Origin of the sequence: Paenibacillus pabuli NBRC 13638 (assembly GCF_001514495.1) — a bacterium.
Classification (GTDB): domain Bacteria; phylum Bacillota; class Bacilli; order Paenibacillales; family Paenibacillaceae; genus Paenibacillus; species Paenibacillus pabuli.
This window is the reverse complement of the sequence record NZ_BCNM01000004.1, coordinates 94,877-111,067: the sequence shown is the minus strand read 5'-3', so window position 1 is coordinate 111,067 and position 16,191 is coordinate 94,877. Positions and strand designations below refer to the sequence as shown.

Sequence of the window (16,191 nt, the reverse complement as noted above, 5' to 3'; positions counted from 1 at the left end):
ACGTTCGACGTGTTAACACGATTGATTATACATATATCTACGATTTTAGGCAACCCAAAAGATATAGTTAACATGAAAATAACACACAAAAGCGAACGATGGGATAAACTAACGAAAACTATTCGTAAATGTTTACCGTGAGCGTGCTTGGAGATAACTGCACCCCTTTTCGCTATTATTGTTGCTTAATAACCCACTTTTGATACTCGTTTTCTTGACGAAACTCATCCATTACCAGTTCTGGCCCACTCGCAGATATACCAAGTGCGTGCCCGTTATGTGCACTTGTGATGCGCATCGTTCCATCCTCATTCTTCGAAAGGTTCCAGCGTTGATTCGCATAACCAAGATACGAATAGAGCTGAATGCGATTCTGTCCTACATCCCAATCAAGAGACATGCCGCTCAAGGTCCGAATGGAGTAAGAGCCGGAATCATCCCCTGTCGGTACAAGTACCCAGTTGAAGCCTTCACTTGCATTCTCTGCCTCGTCAGCAACCTTTATCATTTCTCCTGCTTCAGATGGAACAGCCTGCATTGCAACAGGACTTCCTGCGTTACGAATAATGATCTGGTCCAATTCTGCCTTCTTCGTATGGATTGCATTCACATTCTGGAAGGAAGCACTCCCGCCAAACACATGGATACCGAAATGTCCTTCAGCAAACGTCCCATCCTGAAGATCTATTATTCGCTCACCGTCCACACCAACCTGGATTCGAGGACCGTTCGCCTGAATTTGAATGTGATACATATGATCCTTACGAATGAATCTAGGGATTTGAGCGAGCACCTGCCGATTCTCGAATTTTCCATTTACTTTATAAAACAGTCGAATGGACTTCAGGTTAGGATCGATATTCAAGTAGTAGCCGCTTCGTCCATCCTCGCTGGCACGGAATACAATAGACCCCGCTCCCCCCTGTGCTCCCAGCGTCAGGTCAGCATCATATTGAAAATCCCCTGCCGTAGTATCCTGTGCGATATACTGTGTATCTCCACTATACCCCCCCTGTATGCCTTGTTCGGAAACAAGCCATTGGGCAGATGATTTATCTGCCTTCCAGCCAGATAAGTTGGTGTGGAATACCCCGCTGGATACCTTCATCGGTATTTGGGCAGAAGCTTTGCCGTCTGTCGTCGATACGGTTACTACAGCTTCGCCTCCACCCACGGCACGAACGGTTGCTTTCGTTTTATCAGAATGAACGATTTGCGCCACTTTAGGATTGCTTACCTTCCATTTAACCGGTTGAGCGGCACCTTTACCTGATCTGCCTTCCACCGTGGCGTACAGCGTTTGCGTCTGCCCCATATTCACTATTCTTCTTTGCATATCTGCAAAAACCTGCATCTTGGAGTCCGTGCTCTTTCTCCAGATATTGTCCAAGGCGTACACCTTCATGGAGCTGACCTTCACTTCCCCACCAAGGCTATAGAATGCCATCGCCCTGCCCGCCGGATCGGGAAAAATGACATCCGAGAAAACAACCTTGCCATCATTGCCAAAGACCTCAACAGAGGATTCATCGACAAATATGCGCAGTTTCACCTTTTGATTTTCAGGTTTTAACGAGGCTTCATGGACCTTGGTGAATAAGTCGGAGAAGCTTACGTCACCTGAGGTGGTGCGATCCACGAACATGTTCTGCGTATCCACTCTGTATGCTACAGTGGTTTTCTGCCCCTCTCTCTGACGCAGTTGAAAACCAAACTCGGTTACAGAACTGTTAGCCGGAATTTCCACTTCAGCTTCAATCTCATACGCTCCCGCCGTTAGGCCCTCCAGCGGATTTTTTGATTTTGGGCCAACCGTCATTTGTTGTGCACTGTATAGGTTATGCCGCAGTTTCTGAAGCTCAGTGATTGGTGTTTGCACCAAACGCACGCCTTCATCCGTGGTTCGAAGAGAGACTTCTCTCGGTATGGTCAGTTGTCCTTTCCATGAGGAGGTTGGGAATTCAAACGGATAATCCCAGTTCGTCATCCACGCAAGCATAACTTTCCGCTGGTTCGGCATATTCGCAAAGGACATTGATGCGTAGAACTCCTTACCGTAGTCCGTTCTCAACACCTGCCCAGCCGGATGATCGTTCAGGAATTTCCCATCAGCAGTTAGCTGACCTACAAAATATTCCGCATCAGATCCCTGAGTTTTCGGATTGGCCCCTGTACTGATCAGAAGCACCCACTTACGTTGACCCGTTCCATCTACAGGCAGTTGAATCAGATCGGGACACTCCCACACCCCGCCACGAACGTAATCGCCATATCCGAAGTTATCGGTTAAGGTCCAATCGAGCAGATTGGTGGAAGTAAAGAACCGGATGTGATCCCCGCCGGACACCACCATCACCCAGCGGTTATGGTCTTCATCGCGGACGACCTTCGGATCACGAAAATCCCAGCTTCCCGGGTCGTCACCGTTCTTGCCAGGGTTATCAATGACAATCGGACGTTCTTTAGCATACTGCCAATTCCGGCCTTGATCGGTACTATAGGCAAGGCCGATGCGCTGATTTCCACCAGGTTTATCCGGATGATAGGAAGTGTAGTACGCAATCAGACCTTTTCCGCCCGAATCCGTGAACAGACCAGAGGCATTATTCAGATCTGCAATTGCTGATCCTGACCATACATGACCCTGATCATTCCAGGGCAAAGCAATAGGTAAACGCTTCCAATTTATAAGATCCGAACTGACTGCATGAGCCCAGGTGCCTCCATCCTGATGAAACAGATGATATTCTCCTTCATAATAGACCAGCCCGTTCGGATCACTTGCCGATCCCCGAAGCGGAGAATAATGGTACTGAGGACGGTAGTTCTCTTTGTAGTACATCGACTCTTCTGTCATATAAATATCCTGAAAATAAGCCATGCCTTGTTGAACGACAAGTCCAGCATTTCCTTTAGCGTAGCTTTTATCTGTGACCTCAACAGCCGCAGGCGTGTACCCATCCACATAGACCTGAATCAAGCTGCCCGAGGCAATAACTTCGATGTGATGCCTCGCTCCCGGTTGGCTTGGAACCTTACGATTCGAGCTTGCGAGCACAGTACCGTCCGCTTTTCGAAGTTGTACCCGAACTTCTTCTCCTTCCCGGATCAGGGCTGCTTCATATCCCTTCGTCCCGTCTGTGCTCGCTCTGAACAGCAACGCCGCTGAGGTACTCGCATCGGCCAGATATAGATTCCCTTCATACACAAAATCGGAAGCCGCCTTTTCGTAAACGATCTGTCCTTTTCCCTGAGCGTTTCCTTTCCCTTTATACCCTTTCAAATCCGGCTGCCATTCACCTACGCTGCTAATCGGTTTGCCGATATTGCCATTCATGATACTGACCTGCACATTCTGGAACAAAGCCGACCCATCCCACACATGGAGCCCCAGCCTCCCTGACGAGTAGGCACTATCTTTCACATCAATCACCGGGTCGTATCGATTATCCCAATATACCTGAAGGCTCTCTCCGTCCGCTTTCACTTTCAGATGATAGATACCTCCAGATTCCAGGTTTGCTTTATGTTCTACATTTAACGTTCCCGGCTGTCCACTGGCATCTCTTAGACGTATCACACCAGCCTGGGGAACCACTTGCAGCATATATGAAGACCAGCCTGTATCATTGGATCGAAAAACAAGACTTGTATCCGCTTTCATATCCTGAATCATCAAATCAGCTTCATAGATAAAATTATCAGCTCGTGTAGCTGATAGGGCCATCACATTCTCCCTGGCTTCCGAAGCGAGATGGAGTCCTTCATCCGTATCTTCCAGACTGCCTCTACCCTGCAAAGTCCAATCCGACAAATTCGTAACTGCCTTCGACACTTTGGTTAACATTCGAACCGCCTCTCCCTGTTTTGCTGATTCCTTGGAGGTTTGCTCCATCCTTTGCGATTCATTTGTCTCCATAACAGATGCTGTGGAATAGGCTCCAGCAGCAGAAGACCCTAGGACACATGATAATAGAACACAACCGATGGATCGGAAAATGAATTTCATGAGCTTCCCCTCTTTTCGTATAGTAGATGAGACAAAAATCCCACAAAGGACGGCGCAGTCTCATAGATAAGTGAACCTGCATCCGCCCCTTCTGGGACGTCCATACATATCAAACGCTATGAAGCATAGGTTTCATGCTGCAATGCCTCTAAACCCAATGCGAGGGCACCGCGTAGTCCTGCTTGCTGGCCCAATCCGGGAGGTACAATGTATTGGTCGATATGTTGCGTTATAAGAGCCGCATTCACATAACCATTCAGATTCCGTACAACCCGCTCCCGGATCATGGGAAACAGATGACTTTGCTGCATCACCCCTCCACCCAAGATGACCTTTTGCGGGGAATGAAGCAAGATGGCCGTCGTAATGGACTCTGCAATGTAAAAGGATTCGATCTCCCAGGCCGGGTGGTCTGCCGGTAGTTCGCTGCCAGGGCTCTGCCAGCGGGCTTGAATAGCTGGCCCCGCAGCCATGCCCTCCAGACAATCGCCATGGTACGGACATAATCCGGCAAAATGATCCTCCGGGTGCCGCCTCGTCTGGATGTGTCCACCCTCTGGGTGCAACAGTCCATGCACACGTTTGCCTCCCGCCACAAGTCCAATCCCCACACCTGTACCGATCGTATAATATACACAGTTATCCAGCCCTTGCGCTGCTCCCCACGTGACTTCTCCAAGGGCCGCTGCATTCACATCCGTATCCCATCCGAAGGGAATCGGGAATTCGCGCTTCAGTCTTCCAATAACATTACAGTTTTCCCACCCTGGCTTGGGTGTTGTCGTAATGTAACCATAGGTAGGGCTATCCGGTTGCAGATCAATCGGACCAAAGGAGCCGATCCCGATAGCTTCCACTTCCTTATCCCTGAAATAGTCGATGACCTTCGCAAGTGTGGTCTCGGGATGTTCCGTTGGAAAGCTGCACCAATCCTCGATTCTCCCTTGTTCGTTACCTATGCCACACACAAACTTTGTTCCGCCCGCTTCAATGGCTCCTATGCGCATCGTCCTGCCCCCCTTTCGCTCATTTCGACTGACCTTGGGCTTGGATGGGGGATAGTTCGTAGATATGAAGCGAATTGAATATCATATCATTCTGCTCAGCTTGAACAGAAATTGCCTTCGAGGTCATATCCGGATAAATGAGATCAGTAATCACTGCCTGACCGTCGTTGGCGAATACCTCTACGGATGAATGATCTACGAAGATACGCAAACGTTGGTTGCCATCCACGGCTTTCAGTTCAGCTGCATGCCGCCCCAGGAAATGTTCATGGAAATCACCAACACCTGATCGACTGCGATCGACGTATACTTCACCCTGTGCAGCGTCCACGCCTACGAGCGTTTCATGGTCCGAGCCACTTCGTAATGCAAATTGAACGGAGGATGCAGAAGGCCATTCGGCATCAATCTCATAGTTCACAAGCTGCAGTGCATTCAACTGCTCGCTCACTTGTCTGATGGAAACATTCTGTAGAGACAATACAGGCTTGCGGGCTTGCTCCAGCTCACTTGCAGGATGCTGAACCAGCATAACTTCTCCGTCCCTTGTCTCCAATGTCAACTCCCTCGCAATCGTCATTGCGCCGCGGTAAGCTTCGGTTGGCGTCTGGTTGGCGTACATCCAGTTGCTCATCCAGCCCATAAACAGACGTCTGCCGTCTTCTGCTGGAATGTCCGACCAACTGACCCCTGCGTAGTTATCCCTGCCATAATCCAACCACCGAATCGTATGTGAGGCCTCATCAGGAACAAATGTAATGCCATTAAATTCACCAGTGAAGTACTGAGTTCTGGAGCCTTCCTTGAAGGCAGGATCTGCACCAATGCTGACAAGCATCACCCATTTTTCCTGACTCGAATCTCCGTCCACGGTCAGTGGGAACAGATCGGGACACTCCCAGACGCCGTCATGCGAACCAATCCCTTCGCCGAATTCACTGCCAAGTGTCCACGCCTTCAGATCAGGAGAATGGTACAGACATACCGTTTGACCACAGGCGATAATCATAATCCATTCTTTGGTCTGCTCATGCCAGAACACTTTGGGATCACGGAAATCTACGAACGAACTATCCTCCAGTACCGGATTGCCCTCATATTTAATCCACGTTCTCCCGCTGTCCTTGCTATATGCGAGGCTCTGTCGCTGAATGGGATGATTGTTCTCCACCTCCAGATGGTGGGTAAAAATAGCGACCAATCCTGGCTCATCATCAAAGAATCCCGAAGTATTGTTCCAATCCACTACAGCACTGCCGGAGAATATGGTGCCATGTTCATCCGGCGCCAAAGCTACAGGAAGCTCTTCCCAGTTAACCAGATCCTTGGTTACCGCGTGTCCCCAATGCATCGGTCCCCATGTTGTGCCAAACGGATGATGCTGATAGAACAAGTGATACTCTCCTTTGAAAAATACCATACCGTTCGGATCGTTCATCCACTTCTCTTTGGGTGAGAAATGATAGACGCCCCGGTAATCAGATGTTGAAATGGTAGACATTATGGTGTACTCCTTTGGATCAAACAGCTGATGGGAGACTCTGTTTCACTCGTGCAACCTGCTGCTATGTTATACCAGAGTCTCCTCATCCCGTTTGTTTATTTATTATTGCGGTCATATCCCGCTTGTTTAATTTGAAGCCATTCTTGCAGACCAAGACGATCCAGCTCTTTCAGATAAGCATCCCATTCCTGATCGATCTTTCCATTCTGATACCATTCCGTGCGCATACGCAGCACATAGGCGAACAGATCCGTTTCAATGGTAGAGAGTCGGTCCAGTTCATCAATGGAGAAAAAGACGCTTGGATAGACGTTTTCTGCTTTCATATGTGGAACCATGTATTTATCGAGCAGTTCCATACGCCATGCAGCATCTTCCGGTTTGGTTGTGTATTTGTCATAGTAACTGTCGAGAATGGCCAGCGGTCCTGCAATACTCGTTTTCTGTCTGAGCTCTACAGGTGCAGCGCCTTCCAACGGAAGATGCTTCAGCATGCCTTTGGCTTCATCCAATTCAAAAATATTCTGCTGTGTCTCATCGCCGTAAGTCCCCCAGTTGTTCTGCACAGATTGAAGCGGATCGTACAATTGGTCCACCCACTTCGCTGTGGATTCCAGGTTTTTGTTGCTGCTCGTAATCACCATGCGTCCACGGTCAAGCCCGATGCCGTTTGTACGTGTGACATTAATTTCTCCATTGGGTCCGGCAAGGGGAGGCATAATATCATAGGTATCATTCAAGCCTGTAATGTTGGCCTTATCCCAAGTGAAGTACAACCCGTACTTGTTGTCCTTGCCTTTGGCCAGATACGTATTCCAATCCTGCTGATATGCTTCCACATCCACTAGACCTTCCTGAACCAGTTCGTGGACGTATTTGATCGCTTCCTTGTAGCCTTCATCAGCTGCCGTGAAGACCACTTTTCCATCGTTGGTCACCACGGTGTGGTCCCAGTTCTCCCCGAGTCCAAATGACGCAAATAGAAATGCCAGATCTTCTCCACCCGGCTTGTTAATGAAGGACAACGGAATTTCGTCAGCCTTGCCATTGCCATTCGGGTCCTGGGTTTTGAACGCAATCAGCACTTTTTTCAGTTCTTCGGTAGTCGTTGGCATCTTCAGTCCAAGCTTGTTCAGCCACTCCACGTTGATCCAGGGCAAGTCGTCCACCGCCTGAATGCGCTGCTTGCCACTGCCGAGCTCCTCAATCCAGGGAAAGGAATAAATATGTCCGTCTGGAGCTGTAATCATGCTCTTGTATTCGGGAGCTTCCTCCAGTACCTTTTTCAGATTGGGCATATGTTGCTCAATCAGGTCCTCCAATGGAATGATGGCCCCGTCCTTCGCCAGTTTCAGGAGATCATAATCCCCATAACCTGCGTCAAAAATGGCATCCGGCAAATCACCGCTGGCTACCGCCAGGTTTCTTTTTTCCGCAAACACATCACTCGTGTAGTTCTTCCAGTTGATATGCACGTTGGTTTTCTCTTCGAGTCGCTTGTTAATCAGTTTTTCGTTCGGATCAGCGGGGGCCAGCGGAGAGCTCTGTGTTATAAAATTCAATGTCACTTTGCCATCTGGCGACTGGGCTTCGCTCGCTGCACCGCCTCCGCCTCCACCCCCTCCACAGGCCGAGAGCAGCAGCATGGCAGACAGCATGGAGATGGATGCCGTTGTAACGGATTTTCTGGACTTTTTCACTTTTTTCATGATCATGACCTCCGTGGATTGTATTGGGTCAAACTTTTCCATTTATAGTGGGTCAAACGTGCTGTATCTCAGGCTGCTCACTATTTGAGTGAACCTACCATGACACCTTTTTCGAAATATTTCTGAAAGAATGGATACATGATGATGAGTGGCAGACTCGAAATGACAATGGCTGAATATTTGATCATTTCCGAGAGCCGCTTCAGTTCCGCCATGGCAAGTTGATCACTGATCATCCCCGGAGCAGCCTGATTCTGAATCAGAATGGAACGCAGTACAAGCTGAAGCGGATGCAAGTTAGGATTATCCAGATAGATCATGGCGTCAAAATAGGAATTCCACTGCCCTACAAACGCGTACAACGCAAGTACAAAAATGATGGGTTTCGATAGCGGAATGACGATCTGGAAGAAAATCTTCATCTCGGAGGCGCCATCCACATTGGCGGCTTCTTTCAATTCTCGCGGTACCCCTTTGAAAAAGGTTCTGGAGAGAATGATGTTCCAGACGTTGACTGCGCCAGGGATGATAATAGCCCACACGGTGTCCAGCATGCCGAGATTGCGGACAAGCAGATACGTGGGGATCAATCCGCCACCGAAGAACATCGTAATGATAAATATAATCATAAAGAATCCTCGCCCTGCCAGCCTTTCATCAGACAAGGCATAACCTGCAAATATCGAGACGGTCACCGTCACAAGTGCAAAAGAAACCGAGTACAGCACCGCATTCGCAAACCCTCGAATCATGGCCGGATTGGATAAAATCATCTGATATCCATCCAGACTCCAGTCGGATACATTGAAAGACAGTCCGCGGTTCAGCAGCACCGTCGGATCCATGAATGAGGCTACAACGATGTAAATCAAGGGGACGACTACCACCAATACAGCACAGGTGAGGAAGATCGCATTCAGTGTGAGGATCAGACGATCCAGCCCCGTATGTTTGACTACCATGGATGACACTCCTTTCCTAATAGAGGCCTTCGCCTTCATTCAATTTCTTCACAATCAGATTCACAGTAACCAGCAAAATGACATTGATGACTGAGTTGAACAATCCCACTGCCGCAGAATAAGCGTAATCCCCGGACTGCAAGCCTACCTTATAGACATACGTGGCGATAATCTCGGACGAAGGCAGGTTCATGGACGTCTGCATCAGATAAGCCTTCTCAAATCCAATGGACATGATCCCGCCCGCGGCAAGAATAAATACGATAGCCATAATCGGACGAATCGTCGGAAGGTCGATGTGGCGAATACGTTGAATTAGATTCGCTCCATCCAGATTGGCTGCATTGTGCAGTTCCGGATCAACATTGGCCAAAGCAGCCACATAGATAATGGAGGCCCAACCCGCTCCGGTCCAGATATCCGACAAAATGTAGATCCAGCGGAAATATTCCGGTTCGGACATGAACATAATGGGATGCCCAGTAATTGCTGTGGCTATCTGATTGATCGGCCCTGTTGGGGATAGAAAGATAAACAGCATACCCACAACGACAACCACCGAGATAAAGTTGGGTGCATACAGAAACAATTGGATGTTTTTCTTCACTCCGGCTTTACGTACCTGATTGAGCATGAGAGCAAGCAAAATCGGTACCGGAAAGCTGAATATCAATCCAAAAAAACTGAGTTTAAGCGTATTCATAAAAATGACGTCAAAATTGGGCGAAGCCAAAAACTTCTCAAAATGCTTCAAGCCGACCCACTCACTGCCCATAATGCCTTTGATTGGACTAAAATCCTTAAATGCGATAATGGCCCCGTACATCGGGATGTATTTGAAGACAAGGGTCAGGATCAGAGCTGGTGCGAGTAACAAATACAAAAAATAATTCTTTTTGAGCTGCTGCATCTTGTAACCGGTTGATGTCCTCTCTTTCAATGCCCTTCCTGTACCCTTTTTGGTATCCATCGTGTTATCCAACACATGACCTCCGTTCATTCCTGAAGTTGACAATTGTTTGTAGTAAGGGCTTTCAATGTTTACAATTGCTCATTTGATAATTTACAATTTAGCAGGTTATGTAGGCGTTCGTCAATACATTTTGTCAAAAATAATTGTGCATTTGATAATATTTATTGTATTCTCCGAGTTCTACATGTGCAGTTCAAATGTATATATAACGTTTATTTACTTCCCCTCAGTCTGTCATCCCCTTTATCATCAGTGGGATATTTCGACTAATTATCATTTGTAACGAAACATCTGAAAACATATAAGCACGCATTACGAATTGAAATGTAAACAAATTTGTGCATATGTAAAATCGAGATTGCTATTTGCTCCGATCTATTATACATTTGACTAAGATAATACTATGGACGACCATATGATCATTAGAGGTGAATCACTAGATGGCAAAAGAAAAAGTCACGATCCAGGACATCGCGGACGCTCTCGGCATCTCCCGGAATACGGCTTCCAAAGCACTGAATGACAGTGGAAATATTCCAGAGGAAACACGTAATCGTGTTATTAAGAAAGCAATTGAACTTAAATATAAACAGTTCGCCTTTATGGAAAGTGAACATGTTCTAACCAAGACCTCACGCAATATCGCTCTGTTAACGGAAAACCTGCCTAATACGTCCCATTTTGGTTCGTTGTTGATTAGTGGCCTGGAGAAACGAATCAGTGCAGAGGGGTACAATCTCTCCATCCATATCGTGCGTGAGATTGATCAGGATTCACTTACACTTCCTAACAATTTTGATATTTCCAATGTGGACGGTATCATTTGCATTGAATTATTCGATCTGAACTACACTCAGCTCATTACGGATCTGGGCATTCCCACGATCTTTATCGATTGCGCTTCCAACGTATGTTACCCGGACTTTCATGCAGACTTGCTGCTGATGGAGAATGAGCACAGCACATACCAGTTAACCAAAAAATTGATTGAGAGCGGCTACAACCATATTGGATTTGCCGGGGATTACAATCATTGCAAAAGCTTCAATGAACGTTGGGTAGGATATCACCGGGCCATGCTGGAATCGGGGTTGCAGGTCGATCTATCCCAGTGCATTGTGGATGATGACCGCCTCTTCTTCTCGAAGCCCGGCTGGTTAAAGGAACGCGTGGCCGAGTTGGAATCTTTGCCTGATGCGTATGTATGTGCCAACGACTTTATCGCTGTTGAGCTGATCCGGGCGTTGAAAGCGAGGAATGTTACGGTACCTCAGGATATTGTCGTGTGCGGATTCGATAACGCGCCTGAATCCCGGATTATTGAGCCACCATTAACAACTGTTCATATCTATAGCAATGAAATGGGCATCAGGGCTGCGGAAATGCTGTTATCCCGGATTGATCATCCGTCACAGCCTTATCAGATCTCGCATATCGTGACCAAACCGATTATACGGGAGTCCACGCCCACGCTTATGAAGGCCAATCCACAGACCGTTTAACCTATCTCAATTCATGGATCTCCAAAAAAAGTAAATAGCCGTATCTTCCACGTCGAATGAATCGTGAAGGATACGGCTTTTTTTATAGGGACTTACAGATGCCCTTTATTGATATGGTGATAATAAGATGTGAACAGGGGGCATCCTCTAATGGGGACTGCAACCCACGCGCTACACGGATGCTTTGGATGCTCCTTTGGCCGAACGTACCTCTGTACGAATCAGATTGAAGATCATAAAGACCAGCACAACAAGTTGTGGAATAAAGGTCTCCCATGTCGGATACATGCCAAGCCAGCCAATCGTCGGCAGATTCGGTGCGACATGAGCCCCAAGCGTCGCTGAGACTTGAAGGGAGTGAATGCTCTCGCCAAGGAAACGAAATACCAGATAATAAATCAGCAGCGTAGCTGTCAGGAAAAACCATCGTACAGGCAATCGTACACTGAACTGAATAATCGCCACAGCCAAAACCACCAGAATAAGCAGCGCCGCACCCATCCCGATCAACAGTTGCGATGTCTCAATCGCAGGCGCCATGCCGATATAAAAGATCGCAGTCTCCGCACCTTCCCGCAATATGGCGAGACCTGCCACAGCGAAGAGTGACCACAGACTTCCCCGGGCCAGTGCACCGCCTACCTGTCGCTGTACATAGCTATTCCAGGAGCGGGTATTCGATTTGCTATGCATCCATTGCCCAACCGTCAACATCAGTACAACCGCGGCAAGCCCCGTATACCCCTCAATCATCTCCCTTGTGCTGCCCGAAGACGCCACAGCAAGAGTCAGCGTCAGCACGACTGCCAGAACCCCACTGAGCAGCAGACCACTGCCGGCTCCAGCCCAGATCCAGCGCCGGGCCGCAGTCTCTCCACTCTTTTTGGCGTACGCCAGCAACGCAGCCAGAACGAGAATGGCCTCCAGTCCTTCGCGGAGCAGAATCAATGCCGCATCCCATGCAGTATACGAGGTGGTAGCTGTTAATGGCTCCAGCCGGTCGATCATTCGGGATACAACCTCGGCAGCCTTCGCCGTATTTGGCGGATTGGAGACGACATATCCGGATGCTTCCGCCATTTCGTTCTCAATGGCCGTATACGAAGCCGGAGAGGATATCTGTACCTGTCCTTCGACCAAAGGCCAGGCCACGATAAATTGTTCCAATCCCGTTGCGGCAGAAGTGGTATCCCCCGCCTGAATCTGCTGCTCTATCTGCTCCAGTAATTTCAGCAGGTCGGACAATGAAGATTCCCCAGAGGATGCTGCCGCATCCTCGATTCCCCCTTCCTTGAGCGTCCCTGCACTATAGTCTGTGAGCAGCGTGACCAGCTCCTGCATGCGCTCTGCTGCCTGTTCTTCCTTGCGGGGCTCAGCCTGCATTGAAATGCGAACCAGGCTGATGTCTTTCTCCAACTGGCTGTATACGCCAAAATGATCCTGACGGATGGGAGCTTCGGTGCCTTTCCAGGCCGTAACGATCCGTTTATAAGCAAGCTCTGCCTCGGTCCAATTGCCCTGTTCCATTGCATTCAAACTTTTACGTGCATCGGGCAATAACCTTTCGGCCGCTTTATGGCCTGCATCGCTGCTCTCTTCCGCCCCCTGATACGCCTCAATATACTGATTGGTCGCACGGGCCAGATCAGCCAGTGCTGCCTTGGCTGCATCAGCATCATGGCCAGTTAGGGCCTGTTCCGCTTTGGACAAGGCATCAGCTACAACGCTGGCAGTCGTCGCAACCTGATCTGCGTTCTGCTCCGGCACCAGCTTACTGGCATCATCCCACAGTTGCCGGAATTCGGCGACGTCCTCCGTGGCTTCTGTCAGCTTGCCCTGTCCCGCTTCAACCAGAGCGCTGCCCACAGGCGGCAATAGACCGTCCAGTTGTTTTTGCACAGACTGATTATTGTTTTGGAGCCCCTCAGCAGAAGCGTGTGGCATACCCGGTAAACCAATTACCCCGGGCCCCGCCATCAGGAACACCAGCAGCATCAGCACGGACCGCATCAACCTTCCAATATACCGCGACTTCTGCGCTCTCTGTTCTGCGATCCTGCCCATCTCTGTCATCCTCCTCATTCCTCTGAAACCATTTAGTGCCATCTAACTTGCTATTAGATCAAGGTGTCCCCAATATATCCGCCATTCGTAATCCCGGGGAAACAGGCAAATACAGCACTGCCTGTATGCACGGTATATTCGTTCAACTTATCATTCTTTGCCAGTCGTTCCTGGATCGGAATAAATTGCTTCTCCAGATCCCGCTGATAGCTAATGAACAGTAAGCCTGCATCCAGCTGTCCGGTCTTGGCGTCGAGCCCACTCGAATACGAGTAGGAGCGGCGTAAAATCTGCTGACTGCCGTCCCCCTTGGCGAGACGCAGATGAGACGTTGCCGGGATGACAGGCTGTCCATCGGACGACTTGGCCTTCAGATCGACCGGATCGAACTCGCCGCGGCTGCCAAGCGGCGCTCCGCTGTCCCGGTGGCGGCCAAATGTCGCCTCCTGGTCTTTCAGTGTGGAGCGATCCCACACCTCCACTCGCATGCGAACCCGGCGGACGGCCATATAGCTTCCGCCGGCCATCCACCCCGGACCGTCCGCTGGCTGCGCCCAGACGGTCTGGTCCATCAGCACCGCATCCGTTGTATCCGGATTGCCGGTGCCATCCTTGAAGCCGAGCAAGTTGCGCGGTGTCCCACCCGCAGGGTCAGCTCGGCCCGTGCGCTGGAAACCTTCCTGCGTCCAGCGCAATACCGCATGCCCGCGTGCGATGCGCGCGAGATTGCGGATGGCATGGAAGGCGACCTGCATATCGTCTGCGCAGACTTGCACGCACAGGTCGCCGCCACACCACTGCGGGTCCAGCGCATCTCCGGCGAAGGCCGGCAGATCGCGCAGGCCCTTGGGCTTCCGGCTCTGCAGCCCGAAGCGCCCGTCAAACAAAGAGGGCCCCACACCAAACGTCAACGTGGTTCGTGACGGTGTCAGGCCTGCCGCTTCGCCCGTATCGGTAGGAGGCGTATTCAGCGTTGTATTATGTTCGCCGATCATCTCTCCGGCGGCCATGGCAGCGGATGCCGCCGTCCAGTTTTGGAACAGACGGCGGAGCTCATCCGCACTCCCCGCCGTCACATCAAAGGCGGCAAAGCAGATGAAATCCTGAGAAGGAGTAATAATGCCCGCCTGGTGCTTGCCATAGAAAGGCAGTGCTTTGTCCGGCGTGCTCTCGGCCATCGCCGCCGGACTGCTTTTACGGCCCAGTGCCATCAGACCACTGGCACCGCCTCCGCCCAAGAGCAGACCCAGTCCGGCCACGCCGGTCAGCTTCAGCATTTCACGACGTGACAACGGCTTTTTCAGCGAATCCTTTTTCTGCTCGGTCACGGTTTTATACCCCCAGTACCTGTCCCATGTTCGACAGCGGCTCGGCCAGGGCATCCAGGTTCTGGCTCAGCTTGCGCACGTCCTCATCCTTCAGCTTCTCATAAGAAACGTACCCGTCACCATCCTTGAATGGAGCAAGCTCTTTCTCCAGTGCATCGAATCGGTCTGCAATCTGCTGATTCAGATCCTTGTCTTTGGCAGCCAGGTCATCCTTAAGCAGGTTATAGATCTCGCGTGCCCCCTCTACATTCGCCGCAAAATCATACAGATCCGTATGAGAATAACGCTCCTCTTCCCCGGTTACCTTGCTGGAGGAAACCTCATTCAGCAGTTCTACTGCACCCGTTACCATCAGGCTCGCATCAATATCCATCGTCTCGACTTTGGCCCGCAGCAGCTTGGCATCACTTAACAAGGTATCCGCAAATTCAGTCATGCCTTCGGTCGTCTTGTCTTCCCAAAGTGCCTTCTCAATCCGGTGGAATCCACGCCAGTCGGCAGCCTCCACATCTCCGTCACGTGCATCGATATTCGGGTCCAGATCCCCAAGTGCCTCGGCCACCGGTTCAATGCGTTCATAATACATACGAGCTGGTGCATATAATGATTGGGCAGTCTCCAAATCACCGGCTTTTACGGCATCCGTGAACTTCTCCGTTTGCTTCACGAATTCATCAATCTGCTCGATTGCAAATTCGCGATAGCCGTCCACCGCTGTTGTATAATCGTTCGCCGTTTCCTGACCTGCTGCATCTGGAGTTTCAGTGGAAGTTTGAGTTTCGGTTTGCGCAGCAGGGGTCCCTGCCTGCTTGTCCGAAACAGTCTCATTATTGCCGCAAGCGGCGAGTAAAACCGAAGTTGCCAGCACAACGGCCGGTAATGCCAATACTTTTTTCAACACGATACACTCCCTAATTGTATAAGCTAACTTGCCTGTAAGCCTGCACATCTTATGTTGAAGATTACAAGCCCCTGAAATAACGTCCATTTAATGATAATGATTATCAATTTCGATATTGACATCATAATTCCGCCACATACTTATGTCAATATGAAAATAAGAGGACCACTCACCCCTAACTCGTTAGGAGATACCGGGTTTTCGTTCCCTTGAAATCATGGACAAACTTCGC

Annotated in this window: 10 protein-coding genes; 1 reads left to right on the top strand and 9 read right to left on the bottom strand. The window is 49.7% G+C overall.

The genetic code is table 11. The features are described from left to right. Positions 1–175: 175 nt before the first annotated feature. The 6 genes from PPA03S_RS07585 to PPA03S_RS07560 form a co-directional block, all read right to left on the bottom strand. Complete coding sequence (locus PPA03S_RS07585; RefSeq protein ID WP_062321450.1) at positions 176–4,009, bottom strand: GH32 C-terminal domain-containing protein; 3,834 nt, start codon at positions 4,007–4,009, stop codon at positions 176–178. Positions 4,010–4,125: 116 nt separating this feature from the next. Then, on the bottom strand, positions 4,126–5,016 hold the full coding sequence (locus tag PPA03S_RS07580) for an ROK family protein (RefSeq protein WP_062321447.1): 891 nt from the start codon (positions 5,014–5,016) through the stop codon (positions 4,126–4,128). Positions 5,017–5,035: 19 nt separating this feature from the next. Continuing rightward, on the bottom strand, positions 5,036–6,517 hold the full coding sequence (locus PPA03S_RS07575) for a glycoside hydrolase family 32 protein (RefSeq protein WP_062321445.1): 1,482 nt from the start codon (positions 6,515–6,517) through the stop codon (positions 5,036–5,038). A gap of 98 nt (positions 6,518–6,615) precedes the next feature. Beyond that, entirely contained in the window at positions 6,616–8,235 is a 1,620-nt protein-coding gene (locus PPA03S_RS07570) for an ABC transporter substrate-binding protein (protein ID WP_062321443.1), read from the bottom strand. Between the two features lie 74 nt (positions 8,236–8,309). Beyond that, positions 8,310–9,191: a carbohydrate ABC transporter permease gene (locus PPA03S_RS07565; protein WP_062321441.1), complete on the bottom strand. Its 882-nt coding sequence runs from the start codon at positions 9,189–9,191 to the stop codon at positions 8,310–8,312. Between the two features lie 16 nt (positions 9,192–9,207). After that, positions 9,208–10,101: an ABC transporter permease gene (locus PPA03S_RS07560; protein WP_245683551.1), complete on the bottom strand. Its 894-nt coding sequence runs from the start codon at positions 10,099–10,101 to the stop codon at positions 9,208–9,210. A 503-nt stretch (positions 10,102–10,604) separates the two neighbouring features. Here PPA03S_RS07560 and PPA03S_RS07555 point away from each other — a divergent pair. Then, positions 10,605–11,666 carry a LacI family DNA-binding transcriptional regulator gene (locus PPA03S_RS07555; RefSeq protein WP_062321439.1) on the top strand — a complete coding sequence of 354 codons (1,062 nt, stop codon included), beginning with the start codon at positions 10,605–10,607 and terminating at the stop codon, positions 11,664–11,666. 171 nt (positions 11,667–11,837) lie between these two features. On the opposite strand, the gene PPA03S_RS07550 is transcribed toward PPA03S_RS07555, so the two are convergent. From PPA03S_RS07550 to efeO, 3 genes are all read right to left on the bottom strand, one after another. Continuing rightward, a complete protein-coding gene (locus PPA03S_RS07550; protein WP_411835335.1) occupies positions 11,838–13,610 on the bottom strand; it encodes an FTR1 family iron permease in 1,773 nt (590 codons plus the stop codon). 173 nt (positions 13,611–13,783) lie between these two features. After that, a complete protein-coding gene (gene efeB, locus PPA03S_RS07545) occupies positions 13,784–15,058 on the bottom strand; it encodes an iron uptake transporter deferrochelatase/peroxidase subunit (RefSeq protein WP_281189027.1) in 1,275 nt (424 codons plus the stop codon). A 4-nt stretch (positions 15,059–15,062) separates the two neighbouring features. Further along, complete coding sequence (efeO, locus tag PPA03S_RS07540; RefSeq protein ID WP_062321434.1) at positions 15,063–15,956, bottom strand: iron uptake system protein EfeO; 894 nt, start codon at positions 15,954–15,956, stop codon at positions 15,063–15,065. Positions 15,957–16,191: the final 235 nt, after the last annotated feature.